The 14,554-nt window shown below is 62.8% G+C and carries 12 protein-coding genes and 3 tRNA genes; 6 read left to right on the top strand and 9 right to left on the bottom strand.

The features are described from left to right. Positions 1-315: 315 nt before the first annotated feature. Positions 316-825 carry a hypothetical protein gene (locus tag BV071_RS27420; RefSeq protein WP_265594967.1) on the bottom strand — a complete coding sequence of 170 codons (510 nt, stop codon included), beginning with the start codon at positions 823-825 and terminating at the stop codon, positions 316-318. Positions 826-1,086: 261 nt separating this feature from the next. Between BV071_RS27420 and BV071_RS27415 the strand changes: the two genes are divergently transcribed. The 4 genes from BV071_RS27415 to BV071_RS33805 all read left to right on the top strand — a co-directional run bounded on the left by BV071_RS27415 (position 1,087) and on the right by BV071_RS33805 (position 3,024). Continuing rightward, positions 1,087-1,163: transfer RNA gene (locus BV071_RS27415), tRNA-Leu, on the top strand. Positions 1,164-1,175: 12 nt separating this feature from the next. Continuing rightward, positions 1,176-1,251: transfer RNA gene (locus BV071_RS27410), tRNA-Arg, on the top strand. 29 nt (positions 1,252-1,280) lie between these two features. Then, positions 1,281-1,358, top strand: a tRNA-Pro gene (locus tag BV071_RS27405). Positions 1,359-1,605: 247 nt separating this feature from the next. Next, a complete protein-coding gene (locus BV071_RS33805) occupies positions 1,606-3,024 on the top strand; it encodes an OmpA family protein (RefSeq protein ID WP_052573951.1) in 1,419 nt (472 codons plus the stop codon). 443 nt (positions 3,025-3,467) lie between these two features. On the opposite strand, the gene BV071_RS27395 is transcribed toward BV071_RS33805, so the two are convergent. The 5 genes from BV071_RS27395 to BV071_RS27375 form a co-directional block, all read right to left on the bottom strand. Next, entirely contained in the window at positions 3,468-3,935 is a 468-nt protein-coding gene (locus tag BV071_RS27395) for a hypothetical protein (protein WP_035614188.1), read from the bottom strand. A gap of 55 nt (positions 3,936-3,990) precedes the next feature. Beyond that, complete coding sequence (locus BV071_RS27390) at positions 3,991-4,473, bottom strand: hypothetical protein (RefSeq protein WP_265594966.1); 483 nt, start codon at positions 4,471-4,473, stop codon at positions 3,991-3,993. Positions 4,474-4,541: 68 nt separating this feature from the next. Next, positions 4,542-5,054 (bottom strand): DUF1294 domain-containing protein, encoded by a 513-nt coding sequence (locus tag BV071_RS27385; RefSeq protein ID WP_052573950.1) that lies wholly within the window; start codon positions 5,052-5,054, stop codon positions 4,542-4,544. A gap of 81 nt (positions 5,055-5,135) precedes the next feature. Beyond that, complete coding sequence (locus BV071_RS27380) at positions 5,136-5,561, bottom strand: hypothetical protein (RefSeq protein WP_035614182.1); 426 nt, start codon at positions 5,559-5,561, stop codon at positions 5,136-5,138. A 60-nt stretch (positions 5,562-5,621) separates the two neighbouring features. Next, a complete protein-coding gene (locus BV071_RS27375; protein WP_035614178.1) occupies positions 5,622-7,409 on the bottom strand; it encodes a heparinase II/III family protein in 1,788 nt (595 codons plus the stop codon). 124 nt (positions 7,410-7,533) lie between these two features. Here BV071_RS27375 and BV071_RS35885 point away from each other — a divergent pair, with 124 nt between their 5' ends. Both BV071_RS35885 and metH read left to right on the top strand, forming a co-directional pair. Continuing rightward, entirely contained in the window at positions 7,534-8,631 is a 1,098-nt protein-coding gene (locus tag BV071_RS35885; RefSeq protein ID WP_035614176.1) for a homocysteine S-methyltransferase family protein, read from the top strand. A 16-nt stretch (positions 8,632-8,647) separates the two neighbouring features. After that, a complete protein-coding gene (gene metH / locus BV071_RS27365; protein ID WP_035614173.1) occupies positions 8,648-11,410 on the top strand; it encodes a methionine synthase in 2,763 nt (920 codons plus the stop codon). Here metH and BV071_RS27360 read toward each other — a convergent pair. The 3 genes from BV071_RS27360 to BV071_RS27350 are packed head-to-tail and all read right to left on the bottom strand — an operon-like array spanning position 11,404 to position 14,484. Next, entirely contained in the window at positions 11,404-12,792 is a 1,389-nt protein-coding gene (locus tag BV071_RS27360) for an ATP-binding protein (RefSeq protein ID WP_035614171.1), read from the bottom strand. The genes metH and BV071_RS27360 overlap by 7 nt on opposite strands. 1 nt (position 12,793) lies before the next feature. Beyond that, positions 12,794-13,462 (bottom strand): response regulator transcription factor, encoded by a 669-nt coding sequence (locus tag BV071_RS27355; protein ID WP_035614168.1) that lies wholly within the window; start codon positions 13,460-13,462, stop codon positions 12,794-12,796. Positions 13,463-13,476: 14 nt separating this feature from the next. After that, positions 13,477-14,484, bottom strand: a complete 1,008-nt coding sequence (locus tag BV071_RS27350) for a DUF3616 domain-containing protein (protein WP_265594965.1) — start codon at positions 14,482-14,484, stop codon at positions 13,477-13,479. Between the last annotated feature and the right edge of the window lie 70 nt (positions 14,485-14,554).

Genomic DNA, 14,554 nt, shown 5'->3' with positions numbered 1-14,554 from the left:
TAGCGCCGTGCCAATGCTGCAAGGCTTCACGGCTCACCGCAGTGAGGAATCATTCCGCGGATCAGTGCCTCCGCGCGATCTGAAGAAGGAATAGTCGTCCCCCTATCATCGCTCGCTCACCAGCCCTCTCGCGTCGAACTACTGGGTGCCTCTTCCCCGGGAGCGCGGAGGCACCCGCCCCGCAGAAGCGACCAGCGCGGCAGGCCACAATTTCGCGCGATGAACGGATAGCGCCGTGGCAATGCTGCAAGGCTTAACAACAGACCGCAGTGAGGAACCCTCGCGCTCCCAGGAGAAGAGCCGTCCGCGGTTCTGTTAATCCTCTGTGCCCGCCACACTCCCCCGCTGATGCCTCAGCACCCCATTCAGCAGCCTCACCAGTTCCGACGAGTCCACATCCTCCACTCTCGGCAACAACCCATCACAGCCCAAAGGCTCGAAGATCCTCAGGCTTTCCGCTGAGGTCGCCTCACGCTGGCTGTCACTCATCAGATAGCCGATCCAGCAGCGCCGCGGTGAAGGATCCGGACGGTCGCCATTGAGATCCACCAGCACGAAGCCCTTCAGGTTCCGCCAATCAAGCCGTTGCTTCCAGAAAGGCGAGCGGATCGAGATACCGTCGATACCCACCTGCACGCCGCAACTACCAGGAATCTGGTAGATCGCGAACACCACCGCAGCGCACAGGCACAGGTAAGCGAGCCAAGCACCGGCGGAGGAATCGAGACCACCTGAGACGACCATCAATCCGGCCAGGACCAGCGAAAGCATCAGGCCGAAGCGCGATCCCCTTCTCATCATGTTGAAATGAAGAACAGGACTCATGGCATTGAAATAGGCTTCTGCAGAAACACTCGCGGGGATGCTCGCACACGCAAGGGCTGCAGACGCAAATTCGTACTTTCCTCTATGCCCATATTGACATCGGCATTTTCCTCGATACATATTTCCTCCCCGCGCGCCGCGATGCGCGCTCTTCTCCGATGAACTTCCGACTGCCACTGACCTTCGCCGACCGACCGCGACTCGCGGATCTCGGTCGCTGAGGCGTGGCTCCTTCTTCCCGGGGTAGCACCGCTTCTTTTTGCCGGTGTAGCCCAATTGGTAGAGGCACCTGACTTAGAATCAGGACAGTGCGAGTTCAAATCCCGCCACCGGCACCACTTCTATTTCCTGCCGCGCTGGTGCAATGGATCAGCACATCGCCCTACGAAGGCGCAGATCGGGGTTCGAGTCCCTGGCGTGGCACCACTCCATTTAACTTAACTCAATCCATACAACTGGCGTTGGTGTAGCCTGGCTAGCATGCGTGATTTGGATTCACGAGGTCGGGGGTTCGAATCCCTCACGCCAGACCATTTTCCCAAAGACTCAACCACGGATAAACACGAATGAGCACGGATAGAGGCGGAGGAATAAGCCGCCGCTATCCTCTTCTTCATTCCTGTCCATCCGTGTTCATTCGCGGTTCGACTGACTGCATTGTGCATGGATCAGACACTCCCCTTGCACGCTGCAAAAAAACAACCCTGCGGCCAAAACACAGAAACTCAACGTCTCACAACGACCGATGCTTCCGGTATGGATCTAGCGAGGGAGTAAGACATGAAAGCGAACTTCCATGCCCCGTTTTGTTGCCGTGAGCGGCATCTCGCCTTGGCGGCCTTGGCGTGCTTAGTGCCCTTCACGACCACTCTCCGCGCGGATCCGGCAATCCGCGAAGCGCAACCGGTGGAGGATCATTCGCAGAAAGCGAATCCGGATTCCAAGCCACTCGAAGATAGCGCCCGCGCCTCTGGCAAGGACTCGCGTCCTGTCACTGACAATGCCGGCAAGGCCGGCACCGATGTGAGCAAGGTGGAAGATTCAAATGCGAACAAAGCCTCCCCTGAGGCACGCAAGACTCAGGATTCATCCGTAAAGGCAGGTCCGGAGGCAGCGCGCTTGAAGGATGGCAATGCCGACAAAGCCAATCCTGCTTCGCGCCAGACGAACGTCGATGACCGGCGGAAGAACAACTCGCCCGCTCCCGGAGGCTTCGAAAAACCCACTGCCGAAGTCGGCAGTGAGGAAGCGGTGCGCCAATCCATTGACGATGCCGCGAACAAGCTGCGCGAGCGCAAGCTGCAGATCCAAGGTCCCATCGATGCTCGCGCCATCATCACCGAAGTCCTCGACAAGGGGAGCTTCCCTTCACACGCCGAGATCGCCCGCGAGCAGCAGGCACGCCTCACCGGTGAGGATATCGACAAGCGCGAAGGTCCGCGTGCGGGAAGCCGCGATGACCGCCAGGCGGCGGTGGAATTTCTGAAGCAGCGCCTGGCCGGCGACCGCACGGCGACCGAGCCGGAGAACTTCTTCTATCGTCCCGCGGAGGCCGCGGGCGAAGGTGCTGAGCGTCTGGCCACGCCCAAGACTCCGAATGCCGGCTTCCGCTACCTGCACGATGGCAGGCGCTACCTCTACTACAGCTCGCAGGATAGCGTGCCAGCCGTCTTGCTTGCACAAGCCAAGCTTGGCGCTCTCCAGGCCAACCCGGCTTCGGCAGTGGTGCCGGTCTTCAAGAGCGATGATGCCGCATGGTCCGGTGCGCTCTTGCCCGACGAGTATCGCGGCGAAGGCAGCTGGGCGATTTCCTATCCCGTCGACAGCGATTCAATGCTGAGCAGCCACGACATCGTTTTCCAAGAGGACAGCACCCGCGTTGCCGATCAGCACGGGCATGAAGTGATTCTGGCTTTGGCCCAAGCCATCACCGACCCCGGCCTCGCAGGCTCGCGCTTCGCGATCGAGGTTCACTCCTCCGTGAAGGGCGACTTCGACAACAACCAGGCGCTATCCCAATTGCGGGCCGAAGCGATCGCACGTGAGATGGCACGCCTCGGCATCGCCCCCGAACGCCTGATACCGGCCGGCTTCGGCGAGAGCGAAGCCACCCACCCGGAAGACTCCACCGAGTCCGCCATGAGCGAAGACCGCCGCGTCATCGTCTACCGTCTCGGAACCACCAAGAAGGCAGAGTAATCCGTTACCGGATCACGGGCAGTAGGCCCCTTTGCGGCGCAGCCGCTTTCGGAGTGCGCGCGAGAATCGCCGCTTTTCCGGCGAGTTCACCCGCTTCAACGCCACACAAGTTCTAGGGAGATCCTCCCCACGTCGAAAACCTCTGCAGGGGACGGTCTCCTGGAACTCGTAAGCTAGCACCCGGGAGCATTCACCCAAAAAGCGGCGATTCTCGCGCGCACTCCTAAAGCGGCAAAGCCGCAAAAAGGGGAAACTCAAGGTGCCGATCGGCTTGGGCCCTCTACGCTCGCGCCCCGCAAGGCGACAACGCTGCTCGAACCTCTTCCCGATCTATCGCGTGATCCCTAAGCGGAACGGCTGCGCCGTTCCGGCAGAGCAAATCCACCCTGCTCACCGCCACACCCACTTTCTGGCGTCCTCCCTCCCCAGCGCTGGAGGGCGTGTCAATCCCCCGCCTTCGGCAAAACAATCTCCAGCTTATCCCCCTTCAACCTCTCCGCCGCGAGATTCACCCGCACCGTAATCGTATCCGGCGCGGTATGGGAGTAACTCACCCACCAACTCCCCGCCTGCAAGGCCGAGCCCGTTTCCTTCGACAGATCCGGCGAGAACGCAAGGCGCACCGTCAACTTCCCAACCTTCTGCAGCTCGGCCAGCAGCGAGTTCAGAGCCGCCGCGTCACCATCGTAAACCAAGGTCGTGGAATACTCCGGCTCCCAATAGCTGGTAAGCCCGCCGAGGTAGCTGAACTTCTCCGAGCGCAGCACCGAATGGATCTTCTCCGCACGGGCCTCATCGTAGCCCTTCGGGAAGAAGATCTGCGGCGCAGGCAGGCTCATGCTCAAGGCAGAGGCTGCCGGCGAACCAATGGCAAGAAGACCGCTCGCGACGAGAACCGGAATCGCTTTCATCACAAGGGTGACACCGCGCGGGTGAAACCCTTGGAAACTTGTCTCCGATCGACGCTCAAGCCTCTTCCCGCTCCACCCGCGAGCTCGCCAGCGCGCGGTTCAGCAGTCCGACGAGATCATCCGCCGACATGCCGTCCACCGGTGGCAGGGAACCGTGGCAACCATAGATGCCATGAAACTTCCGCCCGACCCGTGAGAGCGTGGATAGCTGTTCATCGGTGACCAGATAGCCGACCGAGTAGCGCGCCCAGTCCGGCGAGAGGCCGAGACCGGTATCGTCGAAATCGATCACGGTGAAGGCCCGCAGGTTCGCCCAGCTGATGTGCTGGCGCCATAGGATCTGGTTCAGCGTGATCCCCTGCTCGCAGACTTCCAGACGCGAGCTGCCGGGAATCAGGCAGGCGATGCAGACCAGGGAAAGACAGGCCAGAGCGAAGGCGAAGAAGCGCGCTAGCGGGTCTGCGGAATGGCCGGTCAGGAAGATTACCGCAAGTCCCACCGCGCTGAGAACGAGACCCCAGCACGCAGGGGTCCTCATGGTGCTGAATTGCTTGGGCAGCGTCATTCGCGTGCGATCTGCCAGCCCGCGATCTAACATTCAAGCTTTCATGACCATCCCCCACCTAACAGATGGGAAGCCACCCCGGAAACGACCTTGCCGAACATCCCCCGCGAGATCCGCCAGTCGAGCAGGTAGTCGCAGGCGAAGAACTGGTGGAGGAAGCCGATCAGCCAGTAAGTCACCTGGTAGCCGGTCTTCGAGGTCTTGTGGCGGAAGGACTGCTGCGCGAGATAGGCCGCAGCCCAGCCGCCACCGAGTTCGGCCAGATGCAACACCGTCTCCGGCGTGCGCCAGCCACCGATCCGTGCGGCGCGCTTGTCCGTGTAGTAGAGCACCATGGTCGCCATCGAGATGGTGAAGAAGTAGAGCACGACCACCCGCCAATCGATCACCTGCACGACCCGCCCGACAGCCAGCGAAGGCAGCACCAGAAACAGGATGTAGAAGAAAATCCCTACAAGCCGCGGCGGACGAGCCATCGCCGGCCGCTGCGGATCGCGGCTGGTGCGTGGCCAGGCGATGCTGCGCTTGGGCCCCGGGGTCCGCGTGCTGCTCATGCCGTGAAGTTCCGGGGCTTGCGGGGCATTCCGCATTTTTCCATCATCTCTGCCGCGCGTCCAGCATATCTGGAAGGACGGCTAGAGCGGTGCGAGCTTCTTGATCTTGGCCACCGTGGCCTTCAGGGCCGGGGATGCGGAAGCCTTCGGCACCACATAGAGCGGCACCTTTTCCACCGGCGTCGTCCCGAATTTCACCACGATGCTGTTCGTCACATCGAACTTGGAGGAAGGATCCTGAACCTGGAAGCGGGCGAGATTTTCCGAGTGGAGGCGATTCCAGATCAATTCGAAGTCGCTCTTCGCAATGTCGCGCTTTGCCATGCCATCCACCTCTCCGAAGGAGGCCGACACCGCCTTGGGCCCCTCGGGCAAGTCGAACAGGGAGACCGACCCGAGCTTCGATGACTCCTGATAGATGTGAAAAATACCGCGCACGGGAGGCTGCGGTGCGCAGCTCACCACGGAGAAGAGGCAGGAGAGGGCGAGGAGAAGATACTTGGTCATCAGAAGCCCCGGCCTAACGGAAATCCCTATCTCCGCCAATCCAGATCATCCGCGCCCGGTTCATTCCAGCTTCCAGGAGACACCCAGCGCGGTGCTATCTCCGGAGGGCGGCACGGTGAAGCCAATCAAGTGATAACCCTCGTTCTGCTCCTCGGCCTCGGTGGCGGGCTTCAGGGAATACTCCTCCCATGGCACATTCGCCGGCGCCAATTGGGTGAGGACGAGCCGCTTGCCGCCCTGCTCAAGGATCACGCGCTTGCCCTCGATCTTCGGCGCGGCCTTGGTCACCGCAGCCCAACGGATCGGCCCGCTGGCCTTCCGGATCATGTCGGTCATCGCGACGGAACCATCGCCGGGATCGAAGATGATGCCGCGGGTCACCCGCTCGGCTTGGCCAGAGTAGGCTCCGCTGAGGTCGATGGAGGTGTTGATACGAGCTTGGCCCGCCTTGGCACGGGCGCCGGGCGCCTCCTCCAGCGGCCTCGGTTGGACGAGGATCGGACAGCCCTCCTCCGGCGTCTTCTGGTTCTTGCCATCGATCACCAGCGTGTTGTGGGAAAAGTTGTTCAGCCGCAGGTAGCTCCAGCGCTTGTTGCCGAAGTAGCCCGGCATGTTGTAGTCGTCCGAGCCGAGGTCGTGGAACCAGCGCTGGCCCCCGGCCTCATAGACGAAGCTGCCGGCGTCGAGATGCCCGTGGCTCGCCGCGCCGGTGCCGCCCTTGATCGCCAGCCACGCGGAGTCCGGCGTCCAGCCGTTGCGCATGAAAGCCATCGCCTGCTCACCGCCAAAGCTGGCATTCAGCGGTGCCTCCTTGCTCCCCTGCCCTTCCTGCGGTGCCGGTGGCAACCACAGCAGGTGCAACGGGAAGGTGCGGAAGCCGGAAATCTTCCCGCCATTGAGCTCCTTCTCAAACTTCTCGCGGATGTAACGCGCCTGCCCGGCATCCTTGAACTGTGTGGCGATCCAGCTGCGCGCCGGACTGAGCTGCTCGGAGCCCGGACCGCTGTCGGCGTAGTTGAAGCTCAGGCCGGTGGGGCCATGCGCTTGGATCAGGAAATTGCCGCTGTCACGCAGCAGCGGCGTGACCTCGATCGGCTGCCCCAGCGACTGCCGGGCGGCGATCAGCATGACCTCGAAGTTCGTGCCGTAGTGCCAGTAGGCCGGGCCTTCCGGGTAGCAGCCATCCGGCGCATAGAAGGCACTGCACTTCTCAATCAACTCGCGGCCGTGCTCGATGATCCCTTGGCACAGTTCCGGATCGCGCTCGCGCACCGCCTCGGCGGCCAGCGCCATCCCGCAGGCGCAGACCTGCGTCCAGTTGTTGGTCGCGCCGCGCCACCACCCGGTCTTGGCATGACGCGGACCTACGACCCGCAGGGCCTTGTCGAGCAGGGCGTCCTCGTAGCGCTGGCGCTGCTCCGGGCTGAGCGCCGGGTAGAGCCAATCGTAGCCAATCGCCACCGCGGTCGCCATTTCCGCGACGTCGAGGAAGTGCGAGGGATTCCAGTCTTGCAAGGCACATGCGGCGTCCAGCTCGCGGATCGTCCGCTCCTTGAAGCGCTCCTCGCCGGTGGTCCGCCAAGCCCAAGCGGAATAGGAGACCTGCTCCAGCGCGCGGCGCGACTCGGGGAGCAGCCGGATCTTGTCCGCGAGTTCGTATTTGCAGGTGCGCTCCTTCAGCACATTCTCGGCCTTGCCCAGCGCGTATTTCTGCAGCCGCTCCGCCAAGGGATCCCCCGCCAGCCGCTGCTTCAGCTCCGCCTCCGCGGCGGGCGGAAACATCAGGCGCGGGTGTGGGTCGGCGTGGGCTACCACAACGCTGGCCAACAAGGGAAACAGGAAACGCATGGTGACACCTTACGCTGGAAAAGGGCCGGGATTTCCACCTTCCGAGCCAATCACCATCCATCATCATATCGCGATATGACGATTTGTCTCTTGCGAAATCGTTAGGCCGTCCTAGCCTGCGGCCATGCCGCGACCCGACCCCACCGCCGAGCTCCAGAAGGCTCTCCGCCAGCGCATCCTCGTGCTCGACGGGGCGATGGGCACGACCATCCGCACCTACGGCCTGAGCGAGACGGACGCCCGCGGCTCGCGCTTCGCGGACTCCAAGAAGGACCTGCTCAACAACGGCGACATCCTCTCCCTGACCCGGCCCGACGTCATCGGTGACATCCACAAGCGCTTCTACGAAGCGGGCTCGGACATCTGCGAAACCAACACCTTCTCCGGCACCTCCATCGCGCAGAGCGAGTTCTTCGTGGATGACCCGCGCGAGCACGGCGGCGTGAAGGATCCGGAGTTCTTCCAGAAGATCATCGACGACACGATGCTCCGCGACCTCGCTTGGGAGATAAACTACGAGTCCGCCAAGCTCTGCCGCGAGTGGGCCGACCGCGTCGCGAACGAAACCGGCATCAAGCGCTACGTCGCCGGTGCCATCGGGCCGCTCACCGTCTCCCTGAGCACCTCACCGGACGCGAATGACGCAGGCTTCCGCATGGTCACCTTCGACCAGGTGAAGGAGGACTACACCCGCCAGGTCCGCGCCCTCATCGCCGGTGGCAGCGACATCCTGATGGTCGAAACAATATTCGACGCCCTGAACGCTAAAGCAGCCCTCGTCGCCATCCAGGAGGTCTTCGAAGCCGACGGCCTCAAGCTCCCCATCATCGTCAGCGCCGCCGTCGGTCGCGGTGGCGAAACTATGATTTCAGCACAGAAGGTCGAAGCCATGTGGAACGCCGTCGCCCACGTGAACCCCCTGGCCGTCGGCCTGAATTGCTCTCTCGGCCCGGACCTCATGAAGCCGCACCTCGAGGAACTCGCGAAGGTCTCCGCGACAAACATCTCCTGCTACCCCAACGCCGGCCTGCCCAACCCACTGGCTCCGACCGGCTTCGACCTCGAGCCGCCACACATGAATGCCTTCATGAAGGAATTCGCCTTGGACGGCCTCCTCAATCTTGCCGGCGGATGCTGCGGCAACACCCCCGAGCACATCGCCGCCATCGCAGAAGGCGTGAAGAATATCGCGCCGCGCGAAGTGCCCGTCTTGGAAAACTGAATCTCCCAGCCCTCCGATGTCCACCATTCCACGAGTCCTCCGCCTGTCCGGCTCCGAAGCGTACAACCACACGCCGGACAAAAATTTCCTGATGATCGGGGAGCGCACGAACGTGGCCGGCTCGCCGAAATTCGCGAAGCTGGTGCGTGAAGGCAAACTCGACGACGCCCTCGAAATCGCCCGCCAGCAGGTGGAGAGCGGTGCGAACGTCATCGACATCTGCTTCGATGACGGCCTCATCGACGGCAAGGCGATGATGGCGCGCTTCTTGCAATTGGTGCAAAGCGAGCCGGAGATTTCGAAGGTTCCGCTGATGGTGGACTCCTCGAAGTGGGAGATCATCGAGGAAGGCCTGAAGTATCTCCAGGGCAAGGGCATCGTGAACTCGATCTCGCTGAAGGAGGGTGAGGAGAAGTTCATCGAGCAGGCAAAGCACATCCGCCGCTTCGGTGCTGCCACGGTGGTCATGGCCTTCGATGAAAACGGCCAGGCCGCCACCTATGAAGAGAAGATCCGCATCTGCGAACGCGCCTATCGCGTGCTGGTGGACAAGGTCGGCTTCCCGCCGGAGGACATCATCTTCGACCCGAACATCCTGACCGTCGCAACCGGCATCGAGGAGCACAACAACTACGCTCTCGATTTCATCAACGCCTGCCGCTGGATCAAAACCCATCTCCCGCACGCCAAGATCTCCGGCGGCGTCTCTAACATTTCATTCTCGTTCCGCGGCAACAACGTGGTGCGCGAGGCGATGCACTCCGCCTTCCTCTACCACGCCACGCGCGCGGGCATGGACATGGGCATCGTGAACGCCGGGATGCTCGAAGTTTACGACGAGATCCCGAAGGACATGCTGGAGCACGTGGAAGACGTGCTGCTCAATCGCCGTCCGGATGCCACCGAGCGCATGCTGGAATTCGCCGAGCGCTTCAAGGGCCAGGACGGCAAGAAGCTGGAGGAAGACCTCAGCTGGCGCGAGGAAAGCGTCGAGAAGCGACTGGAGCATGCGCTGCTCAAGGGCATCGACAAATTCATCGACGAGGACACCGAAGAAGCGCGCTTGAAATATGGCCGCCCACTGAAGGTGATCGAGGGCCCGCTGATGGATGGCATGGGCGTGGTCGGCGATCTCTTCGGTGCCGGCAAGATGTTCCTGCCGCAGGTGGTGAAGAGCGCCCGCGTGATGAAGAAATCGGTGGCTTGGCTGACCCCCTTCATGGAAGCGGAGAAGGCCGAGTTCCTGGCGGGTGACATCGCCGAGCTGATGGAGAAAGACCCGGCACTGACTCGCGACGAGGCGATCGCATTGGCCGGCCGCCGCCGCTCCGCGGGTCGCTTCCTGATCGCTACCGTGAAGGGCGACGTCCACGACATCGGCAAGAACATCGTCGGCGTGGTGCTCGCCTGCAACGGTTTCGAAGTGACCGATATGGGCGTGATGGTGCCCTGCGACAAGATTCTGGCGAAGGCCAAGGAGATGGGCGCGGATGTCATCGGGCTCTCCGGCCTGATCACCCCATCCCTGGATGAGATGATCCACGTCGCCAAGGAGATGGAGAAGGGCGGCTTCAAAGTACCGCTGCTGATCGGCGGCGCGACCACTTCCTCCACCCACACGGCGGTCAAGATCGCCCAGCACTACTCGGGGCCTGTCGTCCACGTGCTGGACGCCTCACGCTCGGTGCCGGTCACCACCTCGCTGCTTTCGGCAGACCAGCGCGACAGCTTCGTGGCTGAGAACAACGAGCGCCACCGCAAGGCTCGCGAAGCCTTCACCGGCGGCCCGAAGAAAGAAACCGTCGGCATCGTCGAAGCGCGCGCGTTGGCACGCCTGACCGACTGGTCAGCCTACACGCCCGCGGTTCCCGCCTTCACCGGCACGCGTGTGCTGGAGAGCCAATCACTGCGCGAGCTTTTCGAATACATCGACTGGACACCCTTCTTCCACGCTTGGGAGCTGCGCGGCGTCTGGGACCGCGAGGCAGGTGTGCTGAAGACCAAGAACGAGGAAGGCGCGAAGGAAGCGGCGAAGCTGCACGCCGAAGCTCTCGAACTACTGGAGCGCGTGATCGCCGAGAAGCGCTTCACCGCGCGCGGCATCTACGGCTTCTTCCCGGCCAACTCCGATGGCGATGACATCATCGTCTGGAACGACGACTCGCGCAGCACCGAGAAGACCCGCTTCCACACCCTGCGGCAGCAGTTGAAGAAGGAGAGCGGCAAGCCAAACGAGGCACTGTCCGACTACGTCGCGCCACAGGGAGCCGGCAAGGATTTCATCGGCGGCTTCGTCGTCGGCATTCACGGCGCGGACGAATGGGCGGCAGAGCTGGAGAAGGCGCACGATCCCTACAATTCGATCATGGCCAAGGCGCTCGCCGACCGCTTGGCTGAGGCCTTCGCCGAGCTCATGCACCACCGCGCCCGCGTCGAGTGGGGCTATGAGCGCCCGAATGAATTCGGAAAGAATGAGCTGATCAAGGAACTCTACCGCGGCATCCGCCCGGCACCCGGCTACCCCGCCCAGCCCGACCACACCGAAAAGCCAATCCTCTTCGATCTACTACAGGCATCAGAGGCCACCGGCGTGGAGCTGACCGAAAGCTGCGCGATGCACCCCGGTGCCGCCGTCTGCGGCCTCTACTTCAGCCATCCGGAGAGCCACTACTTCGGCATCTCCGAGCTCCAGAAGGATCAGGTCGAAGACTACGCACACCGCAAGGGCATGAGCGTAGAGGAAGCAGAGAAGTGGCTCGGGCCTTGGCTCGGCTACTGAACGACCGCTGCTGGGAAAACCACCTCCACCCGGAACAGCTTTTCATCCGAGAGCGTGGCATGGCACTCGCCGCCCAACAGGGTGGCGCAGGCACGCACGATCGACATCCCGAGCCCGGAGTGGCCATAGCCGCTCCGCGCTTCATCCTTGCGCCAGAAGCGTTCGAACAACTTGGGGAGATCCCCGGACTCCAGATCCGGCGCCGGGTTGCTCACCGCGATCAAGCCCGGCGAAACTTCGATGACCACCGTGCTACCTGCCGGTGAGTGAGACACAGCATTGCCCAAGAGGTTTTGCAGGATGGCCCCCCACAACATCGGATCGGTACAGATCACCTCGCTTCCGATCCTTTTCTCCAGGGCCAGGCCCCGCTCCGCAGCCCTACCCTCGAATCGCTCGACCACCGTCGCGGTCGCGGCATCGAGCGGCAAAGATTCACGGCCCACCACCTGCCGCCCTGCTTCGGTGCGGGCGAGCAAGGAGAGTTTCTCCAACAAAGCCTCCATCTCGTTCGCCACTGTCACCATCTCCGCGCAGCGCTCCGGCGTCGTCTCCTCCGGCCAAGTCGCACCGAGTTCGGCCATCGACTTCAGCTCGGCCAAGGGAGTCCGCAGCTCATGCGCAGCATTACTACTGAAGCGCCGCTCGCGCTCGAAGGATGCCTCCAGCCGTTCCAGCCAATCGTTCAAGCTTACCGCCACCGGCACCAATTCCTCCGGGATCCGCTCGGTGGCCAAGCGCTGGTGCAGGCCATCGGGAGGAATCGAGCGCACGTCACCCGCCAGCTTGCCCAAGGGCCGCAAGCCGCGGGCGAGGCCGAAGCCGACCAGGGGAACCATCACGAAGAGCGCCAAGCCCCCGGCCACCGCCAGCACCGTGCCTAGCAAGGCAAGCTCCACTTGCAGGCCGCGCAGTGGACTCGCTACAATCAAGTAGAGGTCCTGATGGCGGCGCTTCTTGTCACCCTTTGGATAGAAGCGCTGGATGTAGAAGCGCGCGGGACGCTCATCGCCCAGTTTCGCCTCGCGGATCTTCGCCTCGTCATTCTGCGGCGGCTTGCCGGACTTGCCCATCTCGATGCCTGCGGAAATCAGCGACGGTGAGCGCAGGAAGACATCGCCATTCATGCGCCGGATCTCAAAGTAGTCCCCTCCCCCGGTTCCGAAGCCCGCGAAGTCCTGCACCTTGAGATCGATCTCGAACTCGCCGCCATCGATCTCCGAGGCGGTGATCAGCGCGGTCGCCTTGGCCGTCAGCGTCTGGTCGAAGTGATCGATCAGCAAATGACGCATGCCCATGAAGACACCGACACCGGTGACCACCAGCAAGGAACCCATCACCAGACAGAGCAGGATCGTCAGCCGCCAGCGGATCGAGATCATATCAGGCCTGCAAGGTATAGCCCAAGCCACGCCGGGTATGGATGAGCTGCGCCGCACCGCGGGGTGAGATCTTGCGGCGCAGGGAGCAGATCGCGGAATCCACCGCATTGCTCAGTGGCCCTTCCAGCTCGGCATAGAGCTTGGCCTCGATCTGGTCGCGGCTCAGCACCTGCCCGGGACGACGGGCCAGGCATTCGAGCAGTGCGAACTCCCGGGCTGTTAAACTGACCTCCTTGCCATCGCAGTTCACCGTCTTCGCAGCGGTATCAATCTCCAGCGGCCCCACCTTCAAAACCGGATCCGGCTGCGCATAGCGGCGTCGGGCCAGTGCCTCCAGGCGTGCCGCCAGCTCCGCCAGGGCGAAGGGCTTGGTGAGATAGTCATCCGCACCCTCGCCCAGGCCGCGCACCTTCTCTTCCACGCCATCCAGCGCCGTGAGCAGCAGTACCGGCGTGGCAATCCCATCTCGCCGCCAGCCGCGCAGCACCTCCAGGCCATCCTTGCCCGGCAGCATGCGGTCCAGCACCACGGCATCGTAGGAAGTATTGCGGCCCATGAGGTCGCCCTCTTCACCATCTTCGGCCACATCCACGGCATGCCCCATGCGCGAGAGCGCCTGCGCCAGCGTCGCACGCAGGCGGGGAGCATCTTCCACAATCAGGAGCTTCATCTTACAGACGCATCCTACCGCTTCTGGACTCGCACTACCAACGGCCCGCCGCCCGGCAAGCCATCGAAGATTACCAGCACATCGATATACCCGGCGCTCTCTTCCAGCACCAGCAACGCCTCCGCCTTGCCACCATTCTGCGGCAGGGTGCCGAGCTTCTCCGCCTGACTGCCGCTGCCCGGCCAGTAGAGTAGATCGAAGTGCGTGTCCGGCCCCGGAGCCATGCTCAGCGGGATCTTCTTCGATGCCTCTGCACTCGCATTGCCGGTCAGCAATAGGAAGCCGCCATCCTTGAGCGCCGCAATCTCGCGGAAGCCGCGGCCCTTCGGAATGTCGATCTCGTAGGTCTTCAGCTCGCCCGGCTTGCCACCAAAGATCTCGCGCGGCGAGGCCTCCACGATCACGCCCCGGCCTTCGTTGTTAGGCGCGCGCAGGCCGAAGAACAACTTGCCTCCCGACCACGTGAGCCCCTCGATGTTCAGCCCGTTCTGTTGGAGCGGCTTCATCAGGTAGGGAGCCAGCACCGGCGTCTTCTCCAGCCATGGCAGGAGACTGCCGCGGGTAATATGCCCCTTCTTCACCAAGCCAGTCGCAGGATCCACCGGCACCCGGCAGATCACGTTCCGGTCCGGCTGAAAGTCCCCCTTCTTCTTGCCCAGCCCGTGCGAGCCGACCACGTAGTAAGCGTGGTCCGACGGCGAGAACGCCACGCCCTCGATATCCGTCTCCGCCTTTTTCTTCGTCGCCTTCACCGGCAGCGCGATCGGCGCGCGCGATTCGATCCGGCGCTTCCCCCGGTCCATCTCGCCAGGCTGGACATAGGATGACTCGTCGCTGCCGACCAAAACCTGACGCCCGTTGGACGTCGCGATGCCGCTGAGATCCAGCGGGTTCTCAAATCCCGCGAGATGCCATTCATCGTCCAGGATTTCCATCCGGCGCGTTTCGCCGGCGTGCTGGGCCATACAGGATGTCAACAGGGCAAAACCCAGGCAGGTGGAGATGCGCTTGAGGTGCTTCATGCAGCACCGTCTCACCCAAAGATGACGGCAAGATGACCAGCCCCGGAGAAATGCACCGAGCACTGCGCCT

This window comes from Haloferula sp. BvORR071, from assembly GCF_000739615.1.
Taxonomy (GTDB): domain Bacteria; phylum Verrucomicrobiota; class Verrucomicrobiia; order Verrucomicrobiales; family Akkermansiaceae; genus Haloferula.
Note: the sequence above shows the minus strand (reverse complement) of the source record. Positions and strands in the feature narration are given on the sequence as shown.